Source organism: Isoptericola sp. MSGPD8_1_ISO-PGPR-S23-394 (genome assembly GCF_058072785.1).
Genome location: NZ_CM176517.1, coordinates 1,113,017 through 1,137,454, shown reverse-complemented (window position 1 = coordinate 1,137,454; position 24,438 = coordinate 1,113,017). Strand labels below are relative to the sequence as shown.

Annotated in this window: 22 protein-coding genes and 1 tRNA gene; 13 read left to right on the top strand and 10 right to left on the bottom strand. The window is 72.7% G+C overall.

Annotated elements, in window-relative coordinates; all coding sequences use genetic code 11:
- Nucleotides 1-56 precede the first annotated feature (56 nt).
- Complete coding sequence (gene lysA / locus AC3RJ8_RS05040) at nucleotides 57-1,478, bottom strand: diaminopimelate decarboxylase (protein ID WP_489714842.1); 1,422 nt, start codon at nucleotides 1,476-1,478, stop codon at nucleotides 57-59.
- Nucleotides 1,475-3,142 (bottom strand): arginine--tRNA ligase, encoded by a 1,668-nt coding sequence (argS, locus tag AC3RJ8_RS05035; RefSeq protein ID WP_489714841.1) that lies wholly within the window; start codon nucleotides 3,140-3,142, stop codon nucleotides 1,475-1,477. The genes lysA and argS overlap by 4 nt, the downstream gene beginning before the upstream one ends.
- Nucleotides 3,143-3,271: 129 nt before the next feature.
- On the opposite strand from argS, the gene AC3RJ8_RS05030 reads away from it, so the two are divergent.
- The 7 genes from AC3RJ8_RS05030 to AC3RJ8_RS05000 all read left to right on the top strand — a co-directional run bounded on the left by AC3RJ8_RS05030 (nucleotide 3,272) and on the right by AC3RJ8_RS05000 (nucleotide 8,943).
- Nucleotides 3,272-3,344, top strand: a tRNA-Arg gene (locus AC3RJ8_RS05030).
- Nucleotides 3,345-3,416: 72 nt separating this feature from the next.
- Nucleotides 3,417-4,013 carry a hypothetical protein gene (locus AC3RJ8_RS05025; RefSeq protein WP_489714840.1) on the top strand — a complete coding sequence of 199 codons (597 nt, stop codon included), beginning with the start codon at nucleotides 3,417-3,419 and terminating at the stop codon, nucleotides 4,011-4,013.
- A gap of 46 nt (nucleotides 4,014-4,059) precedes the next feature.
- Nucleotides 4,060-4,680, top strand: coding sequence for a hypothetical protein (locus AC3RJ8_RS05020; RefSeq protein WP_489714839.1), 621 nt, complete (start codon nucleotides 4,060-4,062; stop codon nucleotides 4,678-4,680).
- Complete coding sequence (locus AC3RJ8_RS05015) at nucleotides 4,677-6,194, top strand: MmgE/PrpD family protein (protein ID WP_489714838.1); 1,518 nt, start codon at nucleotides 4,677-4,679, stop codon at nucleotides 6,192-6,194. Before AC3RJ8_RS05020 ends, AC3RJ8_RS05015 begins: the two co-directional genes overlap by 4 nt.
- A complete protein-coding gene (prpB, locus tag AC3RJ8_RS05010; protein WP_489714837.1) occupies nucleotides 6,194-7,102 on the top strand; it encodes a methylisocitrate lyase in 909 nt (302 codons plus the stop codon). The genes AC3RJ8_RS05015 and prpB overlap by 1 nt, the downstream gene beginning before the upstream one ends.
- Before the next feature lie 58 nt (nucleotides 7,103-7,160).
- Nucleotides 7,161-8,303: a bifunctional 2-methylcitrate synthase/citrate synthase gene (locus tag AC3RJ8_RS05005; protein ID WP_489714836.1), complete on the top strand. Its 1,143-nt coding sequence runs from the start codon at nucleotides 7,161-7,163 to the stop codon at nucleotides 8,301-8,303.
- Nucleotides 8,304-8,313: 10 nt separating this feature from the next.
- Nucleotides 8,314-8,943, top strand: a complete 630-nt coding sequence (locus AC3RJ8_RS05000; protein ID WP_489714835.1) for a CYTH domain-containing protein — start codon at nucleotides 8,314-8,316, stop codon at nucleotides 8,941-8,943.
- Nucleotides 8,944-8,983: 40 nt separating this feature from the next.
- Here AC3RJ8_RS05000 and AC3RJ8_RS04995 read toward each other — a convergent pair whose 3' ends face one another.
- From AC3RJ8_RS04995 to AC3RJ8_RS04985, 3 genes are all read right to left on the bottom strand, one after another.
- Nucleotides 8,984-9,832: a M15 family metallopeptidase gene (locus AC3RJ8_RS04995; protein WP_489714834.1), complete on the bottom strand. Its 849-nt coding sequence runs from the start codon at nucleotides 9,830-9,832 to the stop codon at nucleotides 8,984-8,986.
- Nucleotides 9,833-9,990: 158 nt separating this feature from the next.
- Nucleotides 9,991-11,055: a hemolysin family protein gene (locus AC3RJ8_RS04990; protein WP_489714833.1), complete on the bottom strand. Its 1,065-nt coding sequence runs from the start codon at nucleotides 11,053-11,055 to the stop codon at nucleotides 9,991-9,993.
- On the bottom strand, nucleotides 11,052-12,365 hold the full coding sequence (locus AC3RJ8_RS04985) for a hemolysin family protein (protein ID WP_489714832.1): 1,314 nt from the start codon (nucleotides 12,363-12,365) through the stop codon (nucleotides 11,052-11,054). The genes AC3RJ8_RS04990 and AC3RJ8_RS04985 overlap by 4 nt, the downstream gene beginning before the upstream one ends.
- Nucleotides 12,366-12,525: 160 nt before the next feature.
- On the opposite strand from AC3RJ8_RS04985, the gene AC3RJ8_RS04980 reads away from it, so the two are divergent.
- The 3 genes from AC3RJ8_RS04980 (at nucleotide 12,526) to AC3RJ8_RS04970 (ending at nucleotide 18,468) form a co-directional block, all read left to right on the top strand.
- The gene (locus AC3RJ8_RS04980; RefSeq protein ID WP_489714831.1) at nucleotides 12,526-13,254 is read left to right on the top strand and encodes a response regulator transcription factor; all 729 of its coding nucleotides are present in this window, start codon (nucleotides 12,526-12,528) and stop codon (nucleotides 13,252-13,254) included.
- Between the two features lies 1 nt (nucleotide 13,255).
- Entirely contained in the window at nucleotides 13,256-14,356 is a 1,101-nt protein-coding gene (locus AC3RJ8_RS04975) for a sensor histidine kinase (protein ID WP_489714830.1), read from the top strand.
- 287 nt (nucleotides 14,357-14,643) lie between these two features.
- Entirely contained in the window at nucleotides 14,644-18,468 is a 3,825-nt protein-coding gene (locus AC3RJ8_RS04970; RefSeq protein WP_489715578.1) for a multifunctional oxoglutarate decarboxylase/oxoglutarate dehydrogenase thiamine pyrophosphate-binding subunit/dihydrolipoyllysine-residue succinyltransferase subunit, read from the top strand.
- A 74-nt stretch (nucleotides 18,469-18,542) separates the two neighbouring features.
- Here the strand turns inward: AC3RJ8_RS04970 and AC3RJ8_RS04965 are convergent, their stop codons facing one another.
- Nucleotides 18,543-19,538, bottom strand: coding sequence for an aldo/keto reductase (locus AC3RJ8_RS04965; RefSeq protein ID WP_489714829.1), 996 nt, complete (start codon nucleotides 19,536-19,538; stop codon nucleotides 18,543-18,545).
- 78 nt (nucleotides 19,539-19,616) lie between these two features.
- On the opposite strand from AC3RJ8_RS04965, the gene AC3RJ8_RS04960 reads away from it, so the two are divergent.
- Both AC3RJ8_RS04960 and AC3RJ8_RS04955 read left to right on the top strand, forming a co-directional pair.
- Nucleotides 19,617-20,549 (top strand): aldose 1-epimerase family protein, encoded by a 933-nt coding sequence (locus AC3RJ8_RS04960; protein ID WP_489714828.1) that lies wholly within the window; start codon nucleotides 19,617-19,619, stop codon nucleotides 20,547-20,549.
- A gap of 91 nt (nucleotides 20,550-20,640) precedes the next feature.
- Nucleotides 20,641-21,252 (top strand): GDSL-type esterase/lipase family protein, encoded by a 612-nt coding sequence (locus AC3RJ8_RS04955; protein WP_489714827.1) that lies wholly within the window; start codon nucleotides 20,641-20,643, stop codon nucleotides 21,250-21,252.
- 42 nt (nucleotides 21,253-21,294) lie between these two features.
- On the opposite strand, the gene AC3RJ8_RS04950 is transcribed toward AC3RJ8_RS04955, so the two are convergent.
- Nucleotides 21,295-22,089, bottom strand: a complete 795-nt coding sequence (locus AC3RJ8_RS04950; RefSeq protein WP_489714826.1) for a DUF4097 family beta strand repeat-containing protein — start codon at nucleotides 22,087-22,089, stop codon at nucleotides 21,295-21,297.
- Between the two features lie 91 nt (nucleotides 22,090-22,180).
- Between AC3RJ8_RS04950 and AC3RJ8_RS04945 the strand changes: the two genes are divergently transcribed.
- Nucleotides 22,181-22,255 (top strand): 50S ribosomal protein bL37, encoded by a 75-nt coding sequence (locus AC3RJ8_RS04945; RefSeq protein ID WP_402375911.1) that lies wholly within the window; start codon nucleotides 22,181-22,183, stop codon nucleotides 22,253-22,255.
- Nucleotides 22,256-22,351: 96 nt separating this feature from the next.
- On the opposite strand, the gene rsrA is transcribed toward AC3RJ8_RS04945, so the two are convergent.
- The 3 genes from rsrA to AC3RJ8_RS04930 form a co-directional block, all read right to left on the bottom strand.
- On the bottom strand, nucleotides 22,352-22,624 hold the full coding sequence (rsrA, locus tag AC3RJ8_RS04940; RefSeq protein ID WP_489714825.1) for a mycothiol system anti-sigma-R factor: 273 nt from the start codon (nucleotides 22,622-22,624) through the stop codon (nucleotides 22,352-22,354).
- Complete coding sequence (locus AC3RJ8_RS04935) at nucleotides 22,621-23,346, bottom strand: sigma-70 family RNA polymerase sigma factor (protein ID WP_489714824.1); 726 nt, start codon at nucleotides 23,344-23,346, stop codon at nucleotides 22,621-22,623. The genes rsrA and AC3RJ8_RS04935 overlap by 4 nt, the downstream gene beginning before the upstream one ends.
- 87 nt (nucleotides 23,347-23,433) lie before the next feature.
- The gene (locus tag AC3RJ8_RS04930; RefSeq protein WP_489714823.1) at nucleotides 23,434-24,411 is read right to left on the bottom strand and encodes a helix-turn-helix domain-containing protein; all 978 of its coding nucleotides are present in this window, start codon (nucleotides 24,409-24,411) and stop codon (nucleotides 23,434-23,436) included.
- Nucleotides 24,412-24,438: the final 27 nt, after the last annotated feature.

Genomic DNA, 24,438 nt, shown 5'->3' with positions numbered 1-24,438 from the left:
CTCAGGATAGCCGCGGCCGACCGGCCGCGGGCCACCGTCCCGGATGGTGAGGAGGCTCAGCCCTGGTCGAGCGCGAGCAGGTCCTCGACCGTCTCGCGACGCACGAGGACGCGGGACGTGCCGTCCGCGACGGCGACCACCGGCGGGCGGGTCAGGGCGTTGTAGTTCGAGGCCATCGAACGCCCGTAGGCTCCGGTCGCCGCGACCGCCAGCAGGTCCCCGGCACGCACGTCGCCCGGCAGCATGACCTGGTGGACGACGACGTCGCCGCTCTCGCAGTGCTTGCCCACGACGCGGGCGAGCACGGGGACGGCGTCCGACGTCCGGCCCACGAGCTCGGCGTGGTAGTCGGCGCCGTACAGGGCGGGACGGATGTTGTCGCTCATGCCGCCGTCCACGGAGACGTACAGACGGGTGAAGGTGCCGGCCGCGTCGTCCGACACCGTGACCGGCTTGACCGTCCCCACCGTGTAGAGCGTCAGCCCGGCCGGCCCGGCGATCGCGCGACCGGGCTCGATCGAGAACTGGGGCAGGGGCGTGCCCAGCTCGCGGGCGACGGTCGCGACGGCCCGCGCCACCGAGACGGCCACCGGTGCCGGCTCGAGCGCCTCCTCGCCCGGCAGGTAGGCGATGCCGTACCCGCCGCCGAGGTCGACCTCCTCGACGAGCACCCCGGTGCGGCTCGCCAGGTCGGCCCGCAGCTGCAGCACCACGCGCGCCGCCGCCTCGAAGCCCGACGGCTCGAGGATCTGCGAGCCGATGTGCGAGTGGATGCCGAGCAGCTCCAGCTCCGGCCGGGCCACGACGGCCTCCAGGGCCGCGAGCGCCGGCGACGTGCCGCCGTCGGGCCCGGGGTTCACCGAGAGCCCGAACTTCTGGTCCTCGTGGGCCGTCGAGATGTACTCGTGGCCGCCGGCGTGCACACCCGTGGTCACGCGCACCATCACCGGCGCGCGCACGCCCCGGGACACCGCGAGGTCTGCCACGCGCTCGATCTCCACGAGCGAGTCGACGATGAGGCGCCCCACGCCGGCGTCCAGCGCGGCGAGGATCTCGCCGTCGGACTTGTTGTTGCCGTGCAGCCCGATGGACGTGCCCGGCACACCGGCGCGCAGCGCCACCGCGAGCTCGCCTCCCGAGGCCGTGTCCACGCGCAGCCCCTCCTGGGTGGCCCAGCGGGCGACCGCGACGGTCAGCAGGGCCTTGCCCGCGTAGTAGACGTCGACGCCGGCACCCACCTGCTCGAACGCGGCCTCGAACGCCGACCGGTAGGCCCGCGCCCGGGCACGGAAGTCCGCCTCGTCGAGCACGTAGGCGGGCGTGCCGTGCGCGGCGGCCAGCTCGCTCGCCGGGACGCCGGCCACCTCGACCCGGCCGTCCGCGCGCCGGCGGACGCCCGAGGACCACGGTGCGCCCAGGGCTCCGGGGCCGCCCAACGGGAGCGCGGCGGCCCGGCCGGTCTCCGGCCCGGCGCTCACATCCGCTCCGGGGCGGACACGCCCAGCAGGTCGAGCCCGTTGGCCAGCACCTGGCGGACCGCGTCGTTGAGCCACAGGCGGGTGCCGTGGACCGCCTCGACGGGCTCGTCGGGATACGGCAGCACGCGGCGCTCGGCGTACCACTTGTGGTAGTCGGCGGCGAGCGACTCCAGGTAGCGGGCGATGCGGTGGGGCTCGCGCAGCTCGGCGGCCTGGGCCACGATCCGCGGGAACTCGGTGAGGCGGCCGATCAGCGCGGCCTCGGTCGCGTGGTCGAGCAGGGCCGGGTCGAAGGCGTCCGTGCCGTCGTCGAGGTGCCGACGCACCTGGCGGTCCGCGGCGTTGCGGTCCACCGCGCAGGTGCGCGAGTGGGCGTACTGCACGTAGAAGACCGGGTTGTCGTTCGACTGCTTGAGCATCTCCTCGCCGGCGAGCTCCAGCGGGGTGTCCGCCGGGTAGCGCGACAGTGAGTAGCGCACCGCGTCCGCGCCGATCCACTCGACGAGGTCCCGCAGCTCGATGATGTTGCCCGCCCGCTTGGAGAGCTTGGCGCCCTCGACGGAGACGAGCTGACCGATGAGGACCTCGATGTTGCGTGCGGGGTCGTCGCCCGCGGCCGCCGAGATCGCCTTGAGGCGGTTGATGTACCCGTGGTGGTCGGCGCCCAGCAGGTAGATCTTCCCGGGGAAGCCGCGGTCCTTCTTGGACAGGTAGTACGCCGCGTCCGCCGCGAAGTAGGTGGGCTCACCGTTGGCGCGGATCAGCACCCGGTCCTTGTCGTCCGTGAAGTCGGTGGTGCGCAGCCAGACCGCACCGCCGTCGTCGTACACGTGCCCCTGCTCGCGCAGGCGCTCGACGGCCTTGGTCACGGCACCCGACTCGTGCAGGCTCCGCTCGGAGAACCACACGTCGAAGTGCACGCCGAACGAGGCGAGCACGTCGCGGATCTCGGCGAGCTGGACCTGGTACCCGGCCTCGCGGGCGAGTGCCAGGGCCTCGTCGTCGGGCAGGTCGACGATCTCCGGGTGCTGCGCGACGACCTTGGCGCCCAGCTCGGCGACGTACTCGCCCCGGTAGCCGCCCTCCGGCACCTCCGTGCCACGGATCCGCGCCAGCACCGACCCGCCGAAGCGGTCCATCTGTGCTCCGGCGTCGTTGACGTAGTACTCGGCCGTCACGTCCGCGCCGGCGGCCCGCAGGATGCGGACCAGCGCGTCGCCCAGCGCCGCCCACCGGGTGTGGCCGATGTGCAGCGGGCCGGTCGGGTTCGCGGAGATGTACTCGAGGTTGATCTTCTGGTCGGCGAGCGCTTCGCTGCGGCCGTACGCGACGCCCGCCGTGACCACGGTGCGCGCCAGCTCGCCGGCGGCCCCGGCCTCCAGGGTGATGTTGAGGAACCCGGGGCCGGCGACCTCCACCGCCGCGATGCCCTCGTGCGTACCCAGGCGCGTCGCCAGCTCCTCGGCGAGCGCGCGCGGCGCCGTGCCCGCCTTCTTCGCGAGCTGGAGCGCCACGTTGGTCGCCCAGTCACCGTGCTCGCGCTGGCGGGGTCGCTCGACGTGGACCGACGCCGGCACGGCGTCGGCGGGCAGGGCGAGGGTGCCGTCGGCCACGGCCGAGGCGAGGGCAGCGCTGAGTGCATGCGAGAGCTCGTCGGGTGTCACCGGACGATCCTATCGGCCCGACGGCGGCCCCCTCCCGCGGATTCCGGCCCGGTTTCCGACCTGCAGACTCGCGGTGATAGTCTCGGTCACCGTGCCGACGGGTCGCCCCGAGCGAACCTGACGGTGCCCGCGCCTGTAGCTCAGTGGATAGAGCGTCTGCCTCCGGAGCAGAAGGTCGGGGGTTCGAGTCCCTCCAGGCGCACCGCAGAAGGCCCGGGCCGCGACACCGATCGCAGCCCGGGCCTTCGTCGTCGGTGGCGGATATCCTCCCCCGGTGAGCACGACCGCCGTCACCTGGTCCCCGCACGGCGCCCGGGGGTACTCCGTGCGGGCACTCCTGCTCCTGATCGTCCCGGCGACCGTCGTCACCGGCACCACCGTGTTCATCGGCCTGTCCCGCTTCGTCGTCGGCCTGGCGGCCGCCGCCACCTTCGCGGGGCTGACGGCCTTCGTCGCGGTCGGCCTCCTCCGGCTGTGCACCTACACCCTGCGGGTCGAGCACGACCCCGACCGCGGCATCCTCGATATCGTGCGCCACTCCTGGGGCGGCACCCGGCGCGATCGGATCGCCGTCGGCGACCTCACGTCGTGGTACTACCTGGAGGCGATCCAGGCGCTGACCTTCGTCTGCCGAGACCGCCGACCCCTGCGGTTCGTCCTGCACGTCCCGGGGACGTCGCCCGCGGCCGGCGACTCCGCGCCGCGGATCACGACGTGGCTCGCGCACGGACCTCTCGGACCGCTGCGCGACACCGACCACGAGGTCCGTGGAGACCGGCGCGCCCGCCGACGGCTGATGACGGGCTTCGGCGTCGGCGTGCCCCTGGTCGGCGCCGCGCTGGGCTGGGGCCTCGCGAAGATCTTCGGCTGACGGACCGGCGGTCGACCCCGCACCCGGACGCCGCTACCGTCGCCGCGTGCCTCCGACCGCTTTCCACGAATCCCGTCTCAAGGCCCTCGGGCTCGCCGCCGCGTGCCTCGTCGTCCTGGCCGCTACGGCCGCCGGGCTCGTCCTGGACGATCCCGGACCCTTCGGAGTCGTCGCCCTGCTGCTCGCGGCGTCCGTCGCCGCCGTGTGCCTGGTCCCGCTGCTGCGCCAGGCGGTGCGCCCGCGCTCGATCGCCCTGTCGCTCGACGCGGAGGGGTTCGGCTATCGCGGCCTCCGGGTCGACTGGGACGAGGCGACCGGGCACACGTCACGTCACGTCTACCGGCGAGGGACCGTCGTCGTCGTGCACGTCGAGGACCCGCACACGCTCGCCGCCCGGTGGCGGGCCGCCGGGCTGCACGGCGCCGACCGTTCGCTGCGTACCTGGGGTACTCCGGTCGTGCTCGACACCGCGGGGCTCGACGCACGGCCACGCCGCGTGGTCGCCGCCTTCGCGGCCCATGTCGACCCGTGCCGTCGTGCGGCACCCACCGCTTGGACGCCGCCGCGCCCACGCGTTAGGTTCCAAGCAGCAGTCGATGACGACGACGCGTGGGCACGCGCCACCCGGCGGCCCGCGCGGCCTTTCCGCGACCCGGAGGACCCATGATCGACCACACCGTGCGCACCTACGGATCCGAGGAGCCCCTGGCCCGCACCGACCAGCTCGCCTGGAAGATCGCTGCGGTCGCCACCGAGCGGGTGGACCCCACGGACGCGGTGACCGACATGGTGATCAACCGCGTCATCGACAACGCCGCGGTCGCCACCGCCTCGCTGGGCCGCGCACCGATCCTCGCGGCTCGCGCCCAGGCGGAGGCCCACCCGGTGTCCCGGGGCGGCGCGGGCGCCACGATCGTCGGCAGCCGCGAGCGCACCAGCCCCGAGTGGGCGGCGTGGGCCAACGGGGTCGCCGTGCGCGAGCTCGACTACCACGACACCTTCCTGGCCGCGGACTACTCGCACCCGGGCGACAACATCCCGCCGATCCTCGCCGTCGCCCAGCACCTCGGGCGCGACGGCGCCGACCTGCTGCACGGCATCATCACCGGCTACGAGATCCAGGTGGACCTGGTCAAGGGCATCTGCCTGCACGAGCACAAGATCGACCATGTCGCGCACCTCGGTCCCGGCGCGGCGGCGGGCATCGGGACCCTCCTCGGCCTGCCCACCGAGGCCGTCTACCAGGCGGTCGGGCAGGCGTTGCACACCACCACGGCCACCCGCCAGTCCCGCAAGGGCGAGATCTCGACGTGGAAGGCGCACGCCCCGGCGTTCGCCGGGAAGATGGCGATCGAGGCGGTGGACCGCGCGATGCGCGGGCAGACCTCCCCCAGCCCGATCTACGAGGGTTCCGACGGCTTCATCGCCTGGCTGCTCTCCGGGCCCGAGGCGCGCTACACCGTGCCGCTGCCCGAGGAGGGCGAGGCGCGCACCGCGATCCTCGAGACCTACACCAAGGAGCACTCCGCCGAGTACCAGGCGCAGGCCTGGATCGACCTCGCCCGACGGCTCGGCGCCGAGCGCCCCGAGCTGCGCGACCCGGGCCAGGTGCGCTCCGTCGTGCTGCACACCTCGCACCACACCCACTTCGTCATCGGCTCCGGCTCCGGCGACCCGCAGAAGTACGACCCCACGGCCAGCCGCGAGACGCTCGACCACTCGATCCCGTACATCTTCACCGTGGCCCTGCAGGACGGCGCCTGGGATCATGCCGCCAGCTACGCGCCGGACCGTGCCGGGCGTCCCGACACCATCGAGCTGTGGCGCAAGGTCACCACGGCCGAGGACCCGGAGTGGACCCGCCGGTACCACTCGTCCGACCCGGCCGAGAAGTCGTTCGGCGGCCGAGTCGAGATCGAGCTCGTCGACGGCGAGCGCGTCGTCGAGGAGATCGCCGTGGCCGACGCCCACCCGCTCGGTGCGCGTCCGTTCGGCCGCGAGCAGTACGTCGCGAAGTTCCGCGCCCTGGCCGACGGCGTGCTGGCCCCCGAGGAGATCGAGCGCTTCCTCGACGTGGCCCAGCGCCTGCCGGAGCTGACCGCCGACGAGCTCGCCGGGCTCACCGTGACCCCGGCCGACGACCCGGCGGCACGGGCCGCCGTCGTGCCCGGGATCTTCTGATGCTGTACTCCACGCTGACCCCCGCGGCGAAGCGCGCCGCCTTCCGCGAGCGCCTGCGGTCCGGCGAGCTGCTCCAGCTCCCCGGCGCCGTCAACCCCCTGTCGGCCCGGATGATCGCGGCCAAGGGGTTCGACGGCGTCTACGTCTCGGGCGCCGTCGTCGCGGCCGACCTCGGCCTGCCCGACGTCGGCCTGACCACGCTGTCCGAGGTCGCGGGCCGCGCCGGCCAGATCGCCCGGATGACCGACCTGCCGACCCTCGTCGACGCCGACACCGGGTTCGGCGAGGCGATGAACGTCGCCCGGACCGTGCAGACCATGGAGGACGCCGGCGTCGCCGGGCTGCACATCGAGGACCAGGTCAACCCCAAGCGGTGCGGCCACCTCGACGGCAAGCAGGTGGTGGACGACGCGACGGCGCTGCAGCGCATCCGTGCGGCCGTCACGGCCCGCCGTGACGAGAACCTGCTGATCATGGCGCGCACCGACATCCGGGCCGGCGCCGGGCTGGGGGTCGCGATCGAGCGGGCCCGGGCCCTCGTCGACGCCGGGGCCGACGCCGTCTTCCCCGAGGCCATGAGCGACCTCGGCGAGTTCGAGGCCATGGCGTCCGCGCTCGACGTGCCCGTCCTGGCCAACATGACGGAGTTCGGCAAGTCGGAGCTGTTCACGGCCGCCCAGCTGCGCGACGCCGGGGTGGCGCTCGTGATCTACCCGGTCTCTCTGCTGCGCCTGGCGATGGGCGCCGCCGACCGCGCCCTCGACGCGCTGCGCACCGAGGGGTCGCTCACGTCGCAGGTGCCGCACATGCAGACCCGCGCCGAGCTCTACGAGCTCCTCGACTACCCGGCGTACAGCACGTTCGACGCCGGCGTGTACGACTTCTCCCTGGAGGGCCACCACCACTGAACCGCGAGGCCGGCGCCGTACCCCGGCGCCCGGCGTCATGGCGAGCGAAGGAGCACCGATGACCGAGCCCCGTACCGAGTCCGAGGTCCGCAAGGGCCTGGCCGGCGTCGTCGCGGACACCACCGCGATCTCGAAGGTCGATCCCGAGACCAACTCCCTGCTGTACCGCGGGTACCCCGTGCAGGACCTGGCGACGACCCAGCCGTTCGAGGCTGTGGCGCACCTGCTCTGGCACGGCGAGCTGCCCACCCGCTCCGAGCTCGAGGAGCTGGAGGCGCTGGAGCGGTCCCTGCGGCCGCTCGACGAGCGCACCCGCCGGGCGATCGACGACCTGCCGCTCGAGGCGCACCCCATGGACGTGCTGCGCACCGCCGTCAGCCAGCTCGGCGGGCTGGACGACACGCTCGGCCGCGAGAACGGCATCCTCGACCCCGAGCTGAACCGCGGCCGCGCCGTGTACCTGTTCGCCCAGCTCCCCGGGATCGTCGCGTACAGCCAGCGCCGGCGGCACGGCCTGGAGCCCGTCGCCCCGCGCGACGACCTCGACTACACCCGCAACTTCCTGTGGCAGACGTTCGGCGAGGTCCCGGACGACACCGTCGTGGACGCGTTCCGCGTCTCCCTCGTGCTTTACGCCGAGCACTCCTTCAACGCCTCGACGTTCACGGCACGGGTGATCGCCTCGACCCTGTCCGACGTGTACTCGGCCGTGACCGGCGCCGTCGGCGCCCTCAAGGGCCCGTTGCACGGCGGCGCCAACGAGGCCGTGATGCACGCCTTCGCCGAGATCGGCTCCGCGGACCGCGCCGAGGCCTGGCTCGACGAGGCGTTCGCCGCCAAGCGCAAGGTCATGGGGTTCGGCCACCGGGTCTACCGGCACGGGGACTCGCGGGTGCCGTCGATGAAGACCGCGCTGGACTCGCTGGTGGAGCACTACGACCGGCCCGACCTCGGCGAGCTCTACGCCGCGCTCGAGTCGGCGTTCGTCGAGCGCAAGGGCATCTACCCCAACCTCGACTACCCCGCCGGCCCGGCCTATCACCTCATGGGCTTCGACACCCCGACCTTCACGCCGATCTTCGTCGCCGCGCGCGTGACCGGGTGGACGGCGCACGTCGCGGAGCAGCACGGCGCCAACTCCCTCATCCGCCCGTTGTCGCAGTACGTCGGCCCGGACCGCCGTGAGGTGCCGTCCGAGTAGTGTCGGGACCATGTCCACCAGCTACTCCGACTTCGAGTTCGAACGCCGCTTCCTCGTGCGGCGGCTCCCGGCTGTGCTCCGGGACGCGCCGTCCCTCATCGTGCAGTCGTACTACCTGTCCGACGGCGGCTACGCGCTGCGGGTCCGGGTCCAGGCGGGTGGCGTCGAGGCGGGGGTCGACGGCCAGAGCGACCCGCGCGAGGTCCTCGACGCCCACCGGGACCAGTTCGACTTCGCCGCCGTCACGGTCAAGGGCCCGTCGACGGGCGGCACCCGGTACGAGGCCGAGCGGCAGCTCGACCCGTTGGTGGGCGTGGAGCTGGTCCGACGCGGCGGCGCGCGGATCGCCAAGACCCGCTACGCGGTGTGGCTGGGTGCGGACGGCTGGTCCGTCGACGTGTTCGGCGGTGCCAACCATCCGCTCGTCGTCGCGGAGTGCGAACGCTCGGGACCGGTGACCGGTCTGCAGATCCCGGACTTCTGCGTCACGGAGATCACGGACGACCGCCGGTTCTCCAACGAGTCGCTGGCGGTCGAGCCCTACGGGGAGTGGTCGGCCGCGCACGCGCAGGAGCTCGCGCGCACAGGTCCGCGGTTCCGCGAGGACTTCGGCGAGAACCAGCGGCTGGAGTCGCCGTAGCCGGGCACCGCGGCGCGGCCCCTCGGTGCCCTCAGTGCCCTCAGTGCCAGGTCGAGACTTCCTCGACCCCGGCACGGAACTCGAAGTGCCAGGGTTCGTACTTGCCGGAGCCGCCGCGCTGCGCCCACGGCGGGTTCTCCCAGCCGTAGGCGGGGGCGTTGTCCCACAGCCACTTGTAGACCTCGGCGCTGCCGGTCTCCTTCGAGCACAGGTCGATGGCCAGGCCCCAGCCGTGCATCGAGGTCCCCGGCGTCGCCGCGAGGTACCCGCGGCTCGCCTTGACCGAGTACTGCGAGGACAGCGACCGGTAGCTGTCCACGAGGCACAGGTCCCGGCCGAACCGTGCGCGGAACGCCTCGTTGAGCGCGCTGAGCGACACGGCGGCGTCCGGTCGCAGCTGCTCGCCGCTCTGCCACAGGTCGCACAGGGAGTGGTCGGCGAGCTGCCCGTTGGTGCCCTCGACCGGGGCTGTCGTGTCGCAGTCCGGCAGCGGGTCACGCTCGGTGGACCGGCTGGCGACCTCGACGCTGCGCTCCCGCGGCGCCGCGGCGATGGCGGACGCCGTGCCGGGGGTGTCGGCACCGGACTGCAGCAACGCCAGGGTCGAGGGACCGGTCGGGGGCGCGTCGAGGTCGAACGGAGAGCGCTCGTCCGCGTCCGCGGCGCCCGTCAGGGGGACGGCGATCGTCGCCGCCGCGAGGGAACCGAGGACCGTGGCACGGGTGATCCAGGCATGGCCCGCCGGCGCCGCGTGGGCGCCCCGCCCGGCCTTGCGCGACGACCCCGGGGGGCGTCGCCGCGGCGTCCGTCCGGTGCGCGCCTCGGCCGCTTCACGGATCTCGCGTCGGGAGCGGGGGGCGGGGGCGTCGCCCTGCGACGTCGTGTCCACGCCACCTCCGTGCCTCACGCCGCGCGCTCGCGCGACACCTGTTCAACCCGCCGATCCGGACCGCCTCCGGTGCTCCGCACCGCCGGCGTGATCGTTCCGTGACCGCACACTAGCGGTGACGTCGCCCACCGCCAAGTCCCTCCTTGTTCAAGACCTGTTCATCGCAGCCGCTGCATCGCGTCACGCACCTCGCCGACGAGCTCCTCGAGGATGTCCTCGAGGAAGACGACGCCGACCGTGCGCTCGCCGTCGTCGACCCGCGCGAGGTGCGCACCCGACCGCTGCATCGCCCGCAGGGCGTCCTCGACCTCGTCGTCGGGCCCCACCTGGGCCGTGGCACGCACCCGCCACGCGGGCACCGGGCGGTCCCGGTCGCCGTTCGCCGCGTAGAGCACGTCCTTGAGGTGCAGGTAGCCGACCATGGCGCCCGGCACGCTCGCGCCGGACGGGTCGGCCGACGCCTCGACCACCGGGAACCGGCTGTAGCCGGTGCGTGACACCTCGTGCTCGACGTCGTCGGGCGTCGCACCCGGCGTGAGCGTGACGAGGGAGTCGAGCGGGACCATCACGTCGCGGGCCGTGCGCTCGGAGAACTCCAGGGCTCCCGACAGGAGCCCCTGCTCGTCGGCCAGCACGCCCTCGGCCCGGGAGTGCTCGACGATCGACTGCACCTCCTCGGCCGTGAAGGCCGACGCGACCTCGTCCTTCGGCTCGACGCCGAGCGCGCGGATCGCATGGTTCGCGACCCAGTTGAGCGCCACGATGACGGGCTTCACGACGCGCGCGATGAGCACCAGCGGCGGCGCGAACCACAGCGCGGCCGTCTCGGGACCCGTCACGGCGAGGTTCTTCGGCACCATCTCCCCGAGCACCACGTGCAGGTAGACGACGATGCCCAGGGCGATGACCAGGGCGACCGGGTGCAGGAGCTGCTCCGGGACGCCGAGCGCCGCGAACGGCACCTCCAGCAGGTGCGCGAGCGCCGGCTCGGCGATGATGCCGAGCCCCGTCGAGCACACGGTGATGCCGAGCTGGGCGCACGCGAGCATCAGCGAGACGTGCTCCATCGCCCACAGCACGATCTGGGCCCGCTTCTCCCCCGCCTCGGCACGCGGCTCGATCGTGCTCCGGCGCACGGACAGCACGGCGAACTCCGCGCCCACGAAGAACGCGTTGCCGACGAGCAGCAGCAGCCCGACCCACAGGGCGGTCGCGTTGCTCATGACGCCACCTCCTGCACGCGCAGGCGTTCGACGCGGCGACCGTCGACCAGCTCGACGCGCAGCCGCACGCCCTCCACGTCGACCGTGTCGCCGGCCTCGGGCAGCCGGCCGAGGTGAGCCATCACGAGCCCGCCGAGCGTCTCGTAGGCCGACCCGTCGGGCACGCGCAGCCCGGTCGTCTCGGCCAGCTCGTCCGGTCGCAGCACGCCGGGCACCGTCCACGTCCCGTCGGCGGCGCGGGCGGCGCCGCCCCGACGGCGGTCGTGCTCGTCCGCGACGTCGCCGACGAGCTCCTCGACGACGTCCTCCAGCGTCACGACGCCGGAGGTCCCCCCGTACTCGTCCACGACGACGGCCATCTGGAGACCGAGGCCCCGCAGCTCGACGAGCAGCGGCCCCAGGCTCACGGTGTCCGGCACCCGGGGCGCGTCGGTCATCAGCGCCCCGGCGGGCACGTCCTGCCGCCGGGCGAACGGGACGCCGACGGCGCGGCGCAGGTGCACCAGCCCGACGATGTCGTCCCGGTCGTCCCCGATCACCGGGAACCGGGAGTGCCCGGTGCGGTGGGCCAGCGCCAGCACCTCGGCGGCGCTGGTGTCACGACGCACGACCGACATCCGCGTGCGGTCGGTCATCACGTCCCGGGCGACCAGGCCGTTCAGCTCAAGAGAGTTCGCCAGGAGCGTCGCCGTGCCCTTCTCGAGGGTTCCCTCCTGGGCGGAGCGGCGCACGAGCGAGAGCAGCTCGGTCGCTGACCGCGCCCCCGAGAGCTCCTCGCGCGGCTCGATGCCCATCCGGCGCAGGATGGCGTTCGCCGACCCGTTGAACATGGCGATGAGGGGCCCGCACACGATGGTGAACACCCGCTGCAGCGGCACGACCGCCCGCGCGGTCGGGTGCGGGGCCGACAGGGCGAAGTTCTTGGGGATGAGCTCGCCGAAGAGCATCGAGAAGGCGTTGACCACCACCAGCGCCAGGATCCCGGCCAGCACACCGGCCGCGGTGGCGCCCAGCGGGGTCGCGGCGAGCCCGGCGTCGAACATGCTCAGCAGCGCCGGCTGCGCGGTGTACCCGAGCAGGATGGTCGTCACGGTGATGCCCACCTGAGCGGAGCTGAGCTCCGTCGACAGGTGCTTCAGACCCGACCGGACGATGCGGTCACGTCGGTCGGGCGCCCGGCGTCCGGGCCCCGGACTGTCGCCCTCCTCGTCGTCGCCACCGACGACGGCGGGGTCCAGGGTGACGAGCGAGAACTCGCTCGCCACGAAGATCGCGGTCCCTGCGGTCAGCAGGACGCCCACGGCGATCATGATCGTCTCGTTCAGCACGGCAGGCCCCGCAGGCCGGTATCTCGACTCTCGTCCATCGTGGCACCGATGCTATCCCGACGGGCGGACCGTCGTCGTGCTCCGTCCCGCCACGCCAGCCCAACCCCAGCGAACACCCAGGTCTTGCGTGCAAGATGGGACCATGACCACCACTGCGACCAGCCCGGGACAGGGCCAGCAGAACGCCACGGTCCTCGTCGTCGAGGACGAGCCGGCGATCGCGACGGCGATCGCCCAGCGCCTGTCCGCGGAAGGATGGCGGGTCGAGGTGGCCCGCGACGGGACCTCCGGCGTGGACGCCGCCGCCCGGCTCCACCCCGACGCGGTGGTCCTCGACGTCATGCTCCCGGGCATCGACGGCCTGGAGGTGTGCCGCCGCATCCAGGCGGACCACCCCACGCCCATCCTCATGCTGACGGCACGCGACGACGAGACCGACATGCTCATCGGCCTCGGCGTCGGCGCCGACGACTACATGACCAAGCCGTTCTCGATGCGCGAGCTCGTCGCCCGCGTCAAGGCTCTCCTGCGCCGGGTCGAGCGTGCCGCGCAGGCCGCGGCCGCGGCGCCCGCCGACCCGCCGCTCGTCGCCGGGGACGTCACGATCGACCGTGCCCAGCGCCGGGTGCACCGGGCCGGCGACGAGGTGCACCTCACACCGACCGAGTTCGAGCTGCTGGTCATGCTCGCCAGCGCTCCCAAGACGGTGCAGACCCGCGAGAAGCTCCTGGCCGAGGTCTGGGACTGGGCCGACGCGAGCGGCACGCGCACGGTCGACTCCCACATCAAGGCGCTGCGTCGCAAGCTCGGCCCGGACCTGATCCGGACCGTGCACGGGGTCGGCTACGCCTTCGAACCCCCGGCCGGCTGACGTGGGTGGTGCGCACGACGACGGCACGCGGTGGCGCGACCACCGCCTGCCGGACGTCCGCCCGCTCGACCCGGTCCACTCCCTCAAGGTCAAGCTGGGTCTGCTGGTCGTCGCGAGCGTCACGGTGGCCGTCGTCATCACGTGGGTGGGCCTGCGCAACGAGCTCGGCCCCAGCCGGACGTTCCCCCTGGCGATCATCGTCTCCCTGCTCCTCACCCAGGTCCTCGCCCGCGGCATGACGTCGCCGCTGCGGCAGATGACGGCGGCCGCGCAGGTGATGGCCGACGGCGACTACTCCGTCCGGGTGCGCTCCACCAGCCAGGACGAGGTCGGCCAGCTGGCCGAGGCGTTCAACACGATGGCGCGCGACCTGGAGGCCTCGGACCACATCCGCCGGGACCTCATCGCGAACGTCTCGCACGAGCTGCGCACACCGGTGGCCGCGCTGCAGGCCCAGCTCGAGAACATGGTGGACGGCGTCACCGAGCCGACGGCGTCGTCCCTCGAGCTCTCGCTGGAGCAGACCGAGCGGCTCAGCCGCCTCGTCACCTACCTCCTCGACCTCTCACGCGTCGAGGCCGGCGCCTCCGCCCTGATGCTGACCGAGTTCTCCGTGGGCGACTTCCTCGAGGAGTGCGCCGAGGCGATGTCGATGGTCGACGCCGCCAAGGGGCTGACGTACGTCGTGGACGTCACGCCCGAGGACCTCCCGCTCGAGGCCGACGTCGAACGGCTGCGCCAGGTGGTCACCAACCTGCTGCAGAACGCGATCCGGCACTCCCCCCACGGCGGGACGGTCCGGCTGGACGCCTACCCGGACGGCGAGCACGTGATCATCGAGGTCGGCGACGAGGGGCCGGGCATCGCCCCCGAGGACCGCGACCGCGTCTTCGAGCGGTTCGCGCGCGGCACCACCGACGTCCGGCCGCAGCCCAGCGCGAGCGGCGGGACCGGCATCGGCCTCGCCATCGTGCGGTGGGCCGTCGACCTGCACGGCGGTCACGTCGAGGTCGCCGACACGGAGTCCGGGGCGACGATGCGCGTCGCCCTGCCGGCCGTCGCGCGCCCGGCACCCGGAGTCACGACGGAGTCGGCCGCGTAGACAGGTGAGATCGATCACACCGGTTGCCCGCGGCACGGCGTTCGTGAGGTGTGCATGACGCCGGGGGAAGCAACCCCGGCCATCACCTGACTGCCGTATTACCGGGGCACCACGCTGCGGTGAGAGAGGCCCTCCGGAGGCGCCGAACGGCCGAACTCCGGGCTCCGTGAAGGTCGCCGAGGGCATAGGCTGGAACTGCCCGACAACGGGTGCAGAGCCGAAAGAGCAGCTCGACCGAGCTGTTCGACCAAGCAGTCGAGCAACGTGGGAAAGTGGGCGATCCGGGCGTGGTGTCCCCCAAGGCAGGGTCAGAGTCGATCAACGCCGGAAGTGCGTCGTTCGGAGCCAACGAGTGGCTCGTGGACGAGCTCTACGAGCAGTACCTGAAGGACAAGAACGCGGTCGACCCCGCGTGGTGGGACTTCTTCGCCGACTACACGCCGGACGAGTCCACCGACGGGGGCAGCGAGCGCTCGGCCGCGCCCACGGCACCCGCCTCCGAGACGCCCGCGCGGCAGTCCGCCGCGGCGCCGGCCGCGGAGACCGAGGAGGCCACGACGGCGTCGCCGGCGTCCGGCACGGCGGCCGCCGAGGCCTCCCAGCCGTCCGAGCCCGCCCCGGTCCCCGCCGATCCCGAGGTCTCCCCGGCGGACGCCCCGGTCGCCGAGGCCCTCCCCTCCACCGCCCCGTACGCCGAGGTCGCCCGGTCCGCGCCCAAGGACGACGACGGCGAGGCCACGGACGAGGTGCAGAAGCTCCGCGGTCCGGCGGCCCGGGTCGTGACGAACATGGAGTCGTCGATCGCGGTGCCGACCGCGACTTCGGTCCGCGCCGTGCCCGCCAAGCTCATGGTGGACAACCGGATCGTCATCAACAACCACCTCAAGCGTGGTCGCGGCGGCAAGATCTCGTTCACGCACCTCATCGGCTTCGCCCTCGTCGAGGCGCTGGCCGACATGCCGGTGATGAACGCGCACTTCCAGGAGACCGACGGCAAGCCGCACGTCGTGCAGCCGGCCCACGTCGGCTTCGGCCTGGCGATCGACCTGGCCAAGCCCGACGGCTCCCGCCAGCTCCTCGTGCCCAGCATCAAGAAGGCCGAGGAGATGGACTTCGCCGGCTTCTGGACGGCGTACGAGGAGCTCGTCCGCAAGGCCCGCGGCGGCAAGCTCGGTATGGACGACTTCGCCGGGACCACCATCTCGCTGACGAACCCCGGCGGGATCGGGACGGTCCACTCCGTCCCGCGCCTCATGCAGGGCCAGGGCACGATCATCGGCGTCGGCGCCATGGACTATCCGGCGGAGTTCGCCGGCGCCTCCGAGGAGCGGTTGGCGCGGCTGGGCGTCTCGAAGGTCATGACGATCACCTCGACCTACGACCACCGCATCATCCAGGGCGCGCAGTCCGGCGAGTTCCTCAAGATCCTGTCGGGCAAGCTGCTCGGCCTGGACGGCTTCTACGACCGCGTCTTCGCGGCCCTGCGCGTGCCGTACGAGCCCGTGCGCTGGGTCCGTGACAACACGGTGGACGCCGAGGTCGAGGCCGCCAAGCCCGCCAAGATCGCCGAGCTCATCCACTCGTACCGCTCGCGCGGCCACCTGATGGCCGACACCGACCCCCTCGCCTACCGCCAGCGCAAGCACCCGGACCTGGACATCCAGAACCACGGGCTCACGCTGTGGGACCTCGACCGGGTGTTCCCCACGGGCGGGTTCGGCGGCACGCCGAAGGCGACCCTGCGCGACACCCTCGGGCTCCTGCGCGACTCGTACTGCCGCTCGATCGGCATCGAGTACATGCACATCGCCGACCCGGCGCAGCGCAAGTGGCTGCAGGACCGGCTCGAGCACGGCTACGCCCGCACACCGCGCGAGGACCAGCTGCGCATCCTGCGCCGACTGAACTCCGCCGAGGCGTTCGAGACGTTCCTGCAGACCAAGTACGTGGGCCAGAAGCGCTTCTCGCTCGAGGGCGGCGAGTCGGTGATCCCGCTGCTCGACGCGATCCTGTCGAAGTCCGCGGAGAACGGCCTCGACGAGGTCGGCATCGGCATGGCGCACCGTGGGCGGCTCAACGTGCTCGCGAACATCGCCGGCAAGAGCTACGGCCAGATCTTCAAGGAGTTCGAGGGCCAGATCGACCCGAAGTCCGTCCAGGGCTCGGGCGACGTGAAGTACCACCTCGGCACCGAGGGCACCTTCACCGCCGAGTCCGGCGCGACCACCAAGGTCTACCTCGCGGCGAACCCCTCCCACCTCGAGGCGGTGGACCCGGTCCTCGAGGGGATCGTGCGCGCCAAGCAGGACCGCATCGACCTCGGCGGGGACGGGTTCTCCGTCCTGCCGATCCTCATCCACGGTGACGCCGCGTTCGCCGGGCAGGGTGTCGTGCCGGAGGTGCTCAACCTCGCCCAGCTGCGCGGCTACCGCACCGGCGGCACCATCCACGTGGTCATCAACAACCAGGTGGGCTTCACGACGGGTCCGACGTCGTCGCGCTCGACCACCTACTCCACCGACGTGGCCAAGGGTTACCAGGTCCCGGTCCTGCACGTGAACGGGGACGACCCGGAGGCCTGCGTCCGCGTGGCCGAGCTCGCCTTCGCGTACCGCGAGCAGTTCGACCGCGACGTCATCATCGACCTGGTGTGCTACCGCCGTCGCGGGCACAACGAGGGGGACGACCCCTCGATGACGCAGCCCCTGATGACCAAGCTCATCGAGGCCAAGCAGTCGGTGCGCAAGCTGTACACGAAGAACCTCGTGGCGCGCGGCGACATCACCGTCGAGGAGGCCGAGCAGGCGCTCAAGGACTACCAGGCGCAGCTCGAGCGAGTCTTCACGGAGACGAAGGACAGCGGGTACACCGCACCCGACGGTGCCGAGGAGTTCGCCGGCCTCGAGCGCCCGGAGTCCCAGCGCGAGGACGCCGGGACGATGGTCGGCTGGCAGACGTCGGTCCCACACTCGGTGCTCGAGCGCGTCGGCGACGTGCACGTCGCCCCGCCCGAAGGATTCTCGGTCCACCCGAAGCTGGCCAAGCTGCTCGAGAGGCGCCAGCTCATGGCCAAGGAGGGTGGCATCGACTGGGGCTTCGGCGAGCTCGCCGCGTTCGGGTCGCTCCTCATGGAAGGCACGCCGGTGCGGCTGGCCGGGCAGGACTCGCGCCGTGGCACCTTCGTCCAGCGGCACGCCGTCCTGCACGACCACCACACCGGTGCGGAGTGGACGCCGCTGCTGTACCTGTCGGGCGACCAGGCCAAGTTCTGGGTGTACGACTCCTCGCTGAGCGAGTACGCGGCCCTCGGCTTCGAGTACGGCTACTCGGTGGAGCGGCCCGACGCCCTGGTGCTCTGGGAGGCGCAGTTCGGCGACTTCGTCAACGGCGCCCAGACGGTGATCGACGAGTTCATCTCGTCCGCCGAGCAGAAGTGGGCGCAGAACTCCTCGGTGGTCATGCTCCTGCCGCACGGCTACGAGGGCCAGGGCCCGGACCACTCGTCGGCACGTATCGAGCGGTTCCTGCAGCTCGCGGCGGAGGAGAACATGACGGTGGCGCAGCCCTCGACGCCGGCGTCCTACTTCCACCTGCTGCGTCGGCAGGCGTACGACCGGCCGCGCCGCCCGCTCGTCGTGCTCACGCCGAAGCAGCTACTGCGGCTCAAGGCGGCCGCCTCGAGCGTCGAGGACTTCACCTCGGGGACGTTCGAGCCGATCCTGGGTGACGCCGCCGTCGCGGCCGGCACGATCTCGCCGTCCGCCGTCGAGCGTGTCGTCCTGTGCACCGGCCGCGTCTACTACGACCTGATCGCCGAGCGTGAGGAGCGGGGCGACACGGCGACGGCCATCATCCGCCTCGAGCAGCTCTACCCGTTCCCGGAGGAGCAGCTGCGCGAGCAGCTCGCCCAGTACCCCGGTGCCGAGGTGGTGTGGGTCCAGGACGAGCCGCGCAACCAGGGCGCCTGGTGGTACCTGCACCTGGCGATGCCCGAGGACATGCCGCGCGTGGGTGTGATCTCCCGCCCGGCGTCCGCCTCGACCGCCGCGGGCACCGCCAAGCGGCACAAGGAGGAGCAGGTCGTGCTCCTGGAGCAGGTCTTCACCCGCTGAGGGCCCGCACGACGAAGGCCCCGGTCGCGCGCTCGGCGCGACCGGGGCCTTCGTGGTCCGTCATCGGGACCGGTCTACCACCTGTCGTGGACGTGCTCGCGCACGAGCTCGTCGTACAGCTCCCGCACACCCGAGACGAACAGCGGACCGAGCACCTCGGCGTCGCCGGCGGCCGCGTTGAGACGCGCCTGCTCCGGGTTGCGGGCCCCCGGGATCACCGTCGAGACGCCTGCCCGCTGCCACACCCACGCCAGCGCGGCCTGCGCCGGGGTGAGCTCCTGCTGGAGCGCGGACTCCACGAGCCGCGAGAACCGTGTCGCGGCCTCGACGCCCTCCTCGAACGGGACGCCGGAGAACGTCTCGCCGACGTCGAAGGCCTCGCCGGAACGGTTGAACGTCCGGTGGTCGTCCGCCGCGAAGGTGGTGTCCTTCGTGTAGCGGCCCGACAGGAGCCCGGACGCGAGCGGCACGCGGGCGATGATCCCGACGCCGGCCTCGGAGGCCGCCGGCAGGACCTCCTCCAGGGGCTTGTGGCGGAACGCGTTGAGGATGATCTGCACCGTCGCCACACCCGGCCGGGCGATCGCCGTGAGCGCCTCGTCGACGGTCTCCACCGAGACGCCGTAGGCAGCGATCACGCCCTCGGACACCAGCGTGTCGAGGGCGTCGTAGACCTCGTCGTCGGAGTAGACCGCGGTGGGCGGGCAGTGCAGCTGGACCAGGTCGAGCCGCTCGACGCCCAGGTTCCGGCGCGACCGGTCGGTCCACTCCCGGAAGTTCGCCAGCACGTAGTTCTCGGGGACCTGGTCGGCGCGACGACCCATCTTGGTCGCCACCGTGATCCCCTCGCCCGGGTGGTCCGCGAGGAACCGTCCCAAGGCCTGCTCGCTGCGGCCGTCACCGTAGACGTCCGCCGTGTCGTAGAAGGTGACACCGGCCTCGAGCGACGCCTCGAGGACGGCACGCGACTCGTCGTCGCCCACCTCGCCCCAGTCGGCGCCGAGCTGCCAGGTCCCCAGTCCCACGACTGACACCATGCGCCGGGTCCGGCCGAGCACCCGCTGATCCATAGAGACTCTCCCCCTCTGACGTGACCACCACACGGTACGCGGGACACGGCCCCTCGGCGCGGCGACTACGGTGTGATCGTGAACACGACCTCTCTCCCCGCCGCGCCACCGGCGCCGTCGGGCACCCAGCACCGCATCGCCGCCGGGCCGCACGCCGCCACGATCACCGAGGTCGGGGCGATGGTGCGCGAGTACACCGTGGGTGGCCGGGACGTCTTCGTCCCGTTCGCCGAGGACGAACCCGCCCCCGTCTTCAACGCCGCCGTGCTGCTGCCCTGGCCGAACCGGCTGCGCGACGGCCGCTACACGGCCGACGGTGAGACCTACCAGCTCGCGCTCAGCGAGCCGGACCGTGGCACCGCCCTGCACGGTCTGGGCTGCTGGTACCGCTGGACCGCCGTCGAGGTCGCCGAGGACGCCGTCACGCTCGAGCTGGCACTGCCCGCCCAGAAGGGCTGGCCCTTCCAGCTGACCAGCCAGGTCCGGTACTCGCTCGACGCGACCCACGGCCTGGAGGTGCGCGTGACGACCCGCAACGTCGGCCAGGGCACGGCGCCCTACGGCATCGGGTTCCACCCGTGGCTGTCCACGGGTGGCGCGGACCTCGACGCCTGCACGGTCCGGCTCGACGCGACGGAGCACGTGACGGTCGACGAGCGCCTGCTGCCCACCGGCGTCGAGCCCGTCCACGGCGACCACGACCTGCGCGCGACGCGCTCGCTGGCCGGCCTCGACCTGGACGACGCCTGGGTCGGAGCCACGCGGGACGCGGACGGGATGTCGTGGTGCCTGCTGGGCTGCCCGGACGGCACGACCCCGGCGATCTGGATGGACGACTCGATGGACTGCTGGCAGGTCTGCTCGGCCGACCACATCGAGGGGCACCGCCGGTTCGGGCTCGCCGCGGAGCCGATGAGCTGCTACGCCGACGCCTTCAACTCGGGCGACCGGCTCGTGCACCTGCCGCCGGGCGGGTCGCACACGGTGCGCTGGGGTGCCACGCTGCGCTGACGGCCCCGGCCCGGCGTGGGATCATGCGGTGCCGCGTCCGGGCACGGAACAATGGCGGCGCAACGGCAACACGGCAGGGTGGTGAAGTTTCGTGACGGAGCGCGAGGTGCGCATCTGTGTGGTGGGCGACGAGCTCGGCGTGGGCGTCGGCGACGCCCGCGCCCTGGGCTGGACCGGCCGCGTGCTGGCCCGGACGCGGTTCGACCGGCCCGCGATGTCCTTCGTCCTCGCCGTCCCCGGGGAGACGACGTCGCAGCTCGGCGCCCGCTGGGAGGCGGAGACGGAACCGCGGTTCGGTCCGGAGTCGACCCACGACAACCGGCTCGTCGTCGCGCTGGGCCGGCACGACCTGGCCGCCGGGCTGTCCGTCGCCCGGTCGCGGTTGAACCTGGCGAACGTCCTCGACGTCGCGGACTCCCGGCGGCTGGCGACGTTCGTCGTGGGGCCGCCGCCGGGGCGACCGGAGGACGGCGACCGCATCGCCGAGCTGTCGGCGGCGTTCGCGGACGTCGCCAACCGACGCCGGGTGCCGTACGTGGACACGTACACCCCCCTCGCCCAGCACGAGCAGTGGCTGGCCGACCTCGCGACCACGGGGGCGACCTACCCGGGGCAGGCGGGCTACGGCCTCATGGCCTGGCTCGTGCTGCACACCGGATGGCACTCCTGGCTGGGGCTGCCGAACGACTCCGACGGGGCCTGACCAGCCCCGACCTGACCAGCCCCGCCGGCGGTGCCGGGACGGTCAGCCGCGCGAGACGATGACGCGCGCGGAGGTGACGTTCGCCGTGAGGTAGGCGACGGCACCGGCGCCCGTCTCCGTGCGGTCCACGGCGAGGGTCCGCGTGGCGGAGGGCTGGACCTCACCGTCGAGCACCACCTGCCCGGCGGCGCCGCGCACCTTGAGGCTGACGGGCGTGCCCTCGTCGAGCCGCAGTGCGACGTCGCCGGAGACCGTCTTGGCGGTGAGCATCGGGGCCGTCCCCCGCGCGGTGACCACCACGGCCCCGGAGACGCTGCTGGCGGAGACCCTGCCGAGCGCCCCGTCGAGCGCGAGCGCGGCGGAGACCACCTGGGCGGAGACGTCTCCGGTGTGCCCCGACGCGGCGACGTCGCCGGAGACGGACCGCACGTACAGCGAGCCCGTGGTGTCCGTCGTCCTGATGGTGCCGGTCACGGTCTTGGCGACGGTCCCGGCGGTGCCGACGACGTCGATGTCGGCCTCCGTGGTCCCGACGTCGACGCTCACCCCGGCGGGGACCGTGAGTCGCACGACGGCGCGTTCCGAGTCGCCCAGCGCCTTCACCCGGGCGACGAAGGCCTCGACCTTGGAGCGCTCGTAGCCGATCCGGAGCCGGTCGCCCTCGCGCACCACCTGCAACGGCTTCGCCCCGACCTCGAGCACCTCGAGCGTCGTGCGGGTCGCCGCGGCGTCGGCGACGACGTCGGCACGGCCGTCCTGGAGGCGGACGGACACGGCGGACGCCCGGTCCACCTCGAGGGTCTGCGGGGCGGCGACCGCCCAGGACTCGGTGCTCATGCTGCCTCCGTGAATGCCAGGGTGCCGGACGAGATCGCCCGTATGGGATCATAGAGCGACCCCGTGTCAACCTTCCCCTGAGGAGACGATGATGAGCAAGCGCGGAAGCAAGCGGCGCGGCCGCAAGAGCAAGGCCGCCAACCACGGCAAGCGCCCCAACGCCTGAGGCGCCACCGGGCACCGCCCGACCCACGCCGTGGGTATGAAAAATGCAGGCTTCCCCGACAGGAGGCCTGCATCTTTCATGTCCCCGCGAGGCGTGTCAGCCGGTGGCGAGGATCTGCGCACGGATGCGCAGCCGCAGCGTCTCGGGCGCCTGCTCGGCGCACGAGCGCCGGACGAGCTTCTTGACGAGCTCCTCGAGGCTGAGCTCGGCCAGGCACGGCGAGCAGTGCGCGACGTGCGCGCGCATGCGGTGCTCGTCGGCCGCCGTCATCTCCGAGTCGAGGTACTCGTACAGGTGCGTCAGCACGTGCTCGCAGTCGCTCTCCCCCTCGGCGGGCTCGTGCGGCACGGGGGTGATGTCGCCGGTCATGACTCTCCTCCGCGTGCTGCTGTCAGGCCCCGGTCGGCCGCGTAGTCGGCGAGCAGCTCACGCAGCTGCCGCCGGCCTCGGTGCAGGCGGGACATCACGGTCCCGATCGGTGTTCCCATGATCTCGGCGATCTCCTTGTAGGGGAAGCCCTCGACGTCGGCGTAGTAGACCACCATGCGGCGGTCCTCGGGCAGCTCGGCGAGCGCCCGCTTGACGTCGGAGTCGGGCAACCGGTCCAGCGCCTCGACCTCGGCCGACCGCAGCCCCTGCGAGGTGTGCGTCGCCGCCCGGGCGATCTGCCAGTCCTCGATGTCGTCGGTCTGCGACTGCTGCGGCTGCCGCTGCTTCTTGCGGTAGTTGTTGATGAACGTGTTGGTCAGGATGCGGTACAGCCAGGCCTTGAGGTTCGTCCCCGGCCGGTACTGGTGGAAGGCGGCGAACGCCTTCGCGAACGTCTCCTGGACCAGGTCCTCGGCGTCCGCGGGGTTCCGGGTCATGCGCAGCGCGGCGGAGTAGAGCTGGTCGAGGTACTGCAGGGCGTCACGCTCGAAGCGCGCGGCGCGGTCCGCCGTCGTCTCCTCCGGGGCGCGCTCGGTGTCCTCGCCGATCTCGTCCGCGGTCGGTTGCGCACCCGGAGTGCGCTCGGTGTCGTCGGTCATCACCGTCGAGCCTAGTTCAGGAGGTCCGACGGCGTTCGGTCGTGCAGGTGCAAGCGTGGCCACGGTCGGTGCAACGACGTGAGGCCGGGCCGCATTCCCCGGGGCTGACGGCGACCGACGAACGCGCACCGGGCCGCCGCCGTCGGACCCTCACGAGGCGACCGCCGCGAACCGCCGCCGGTATGCCACCGGGCTGGTGCCGAGGCGCCGGGCGAAGTGGTGGCGCATGACGGCGGCGCTGCCGAACCCCACGAGGCGGGCGATCTCGTCGACCGGCGCCTCGGTGGACTCCAGGAGCTCCTGGGCGCGGGCGACCCGTTGCCGGGCGAGCCACGCGGCGGGGGTGGCCCCGGTCTCGTCCCGGAAACGCCGGGCGAAGGTGCGTTCGGAGAGCATGGCGCGCCGTGCCAGCGTGGCGACGGTGTGCGGCAGCGCGAGGTGCTCGCGCATCCACGCGAGCAGGTCCGACAGGGAGTCGGCCTCGCACGGCAGCGGGTCGACGACGTACTGCGCCTGCCCGCCGTCACGCTGCGGCGGGACGACCATCCGGCGGGCGACCGAGCGCGCCGCCTCGCCGCCGAGCTCGGTGCGCACCAGGTGCAGGGCCGCGTCGATGCCGGCGGCGGTGCCCGCGCTCGTGATGATGCGGTCGTCGTCGACGAACAGCACGTCGGGGTCGACGTCGGCGTGCGGCGCGGCGGCCGCGAGCCGGTCGGCGAACATCCAGTGGGTGGTGCACCGCCGGCCGTCGAGCAGGCCGGCCGCGGCGAGCACGAAGGCCCCGGAGCACAGCGAGAGGATCCAGGCGCCGCGGGCGTGGGCACGCCGGACGGCGTCGAGATAGGCGGGCGGGACGTCGATTCGATGGCCGGGTCCGGCCTCCGCGCCGATGACGTCGTAGGCCACCACGACGACGACGTCGGCCTCGTCGGCGGCCTCCAGCCCGGCATCGACCCCGACGGGGAACCCGCCCTTCGTGGCCACCATCCCAGGCTCGGGCGTGCACAGCGTGAAGTCGAAGGTCGGCCCGCCCGTGTCGCGGCGGTCGATGCCGAAGACCTCGTAGGCGATGCCCAGCTCGAAGGGGGCGACACCCGGCACGACGACGGCAGCGACCTTGTGGATCATTCCGCCATGCTGCCACGAGGGTGGCTG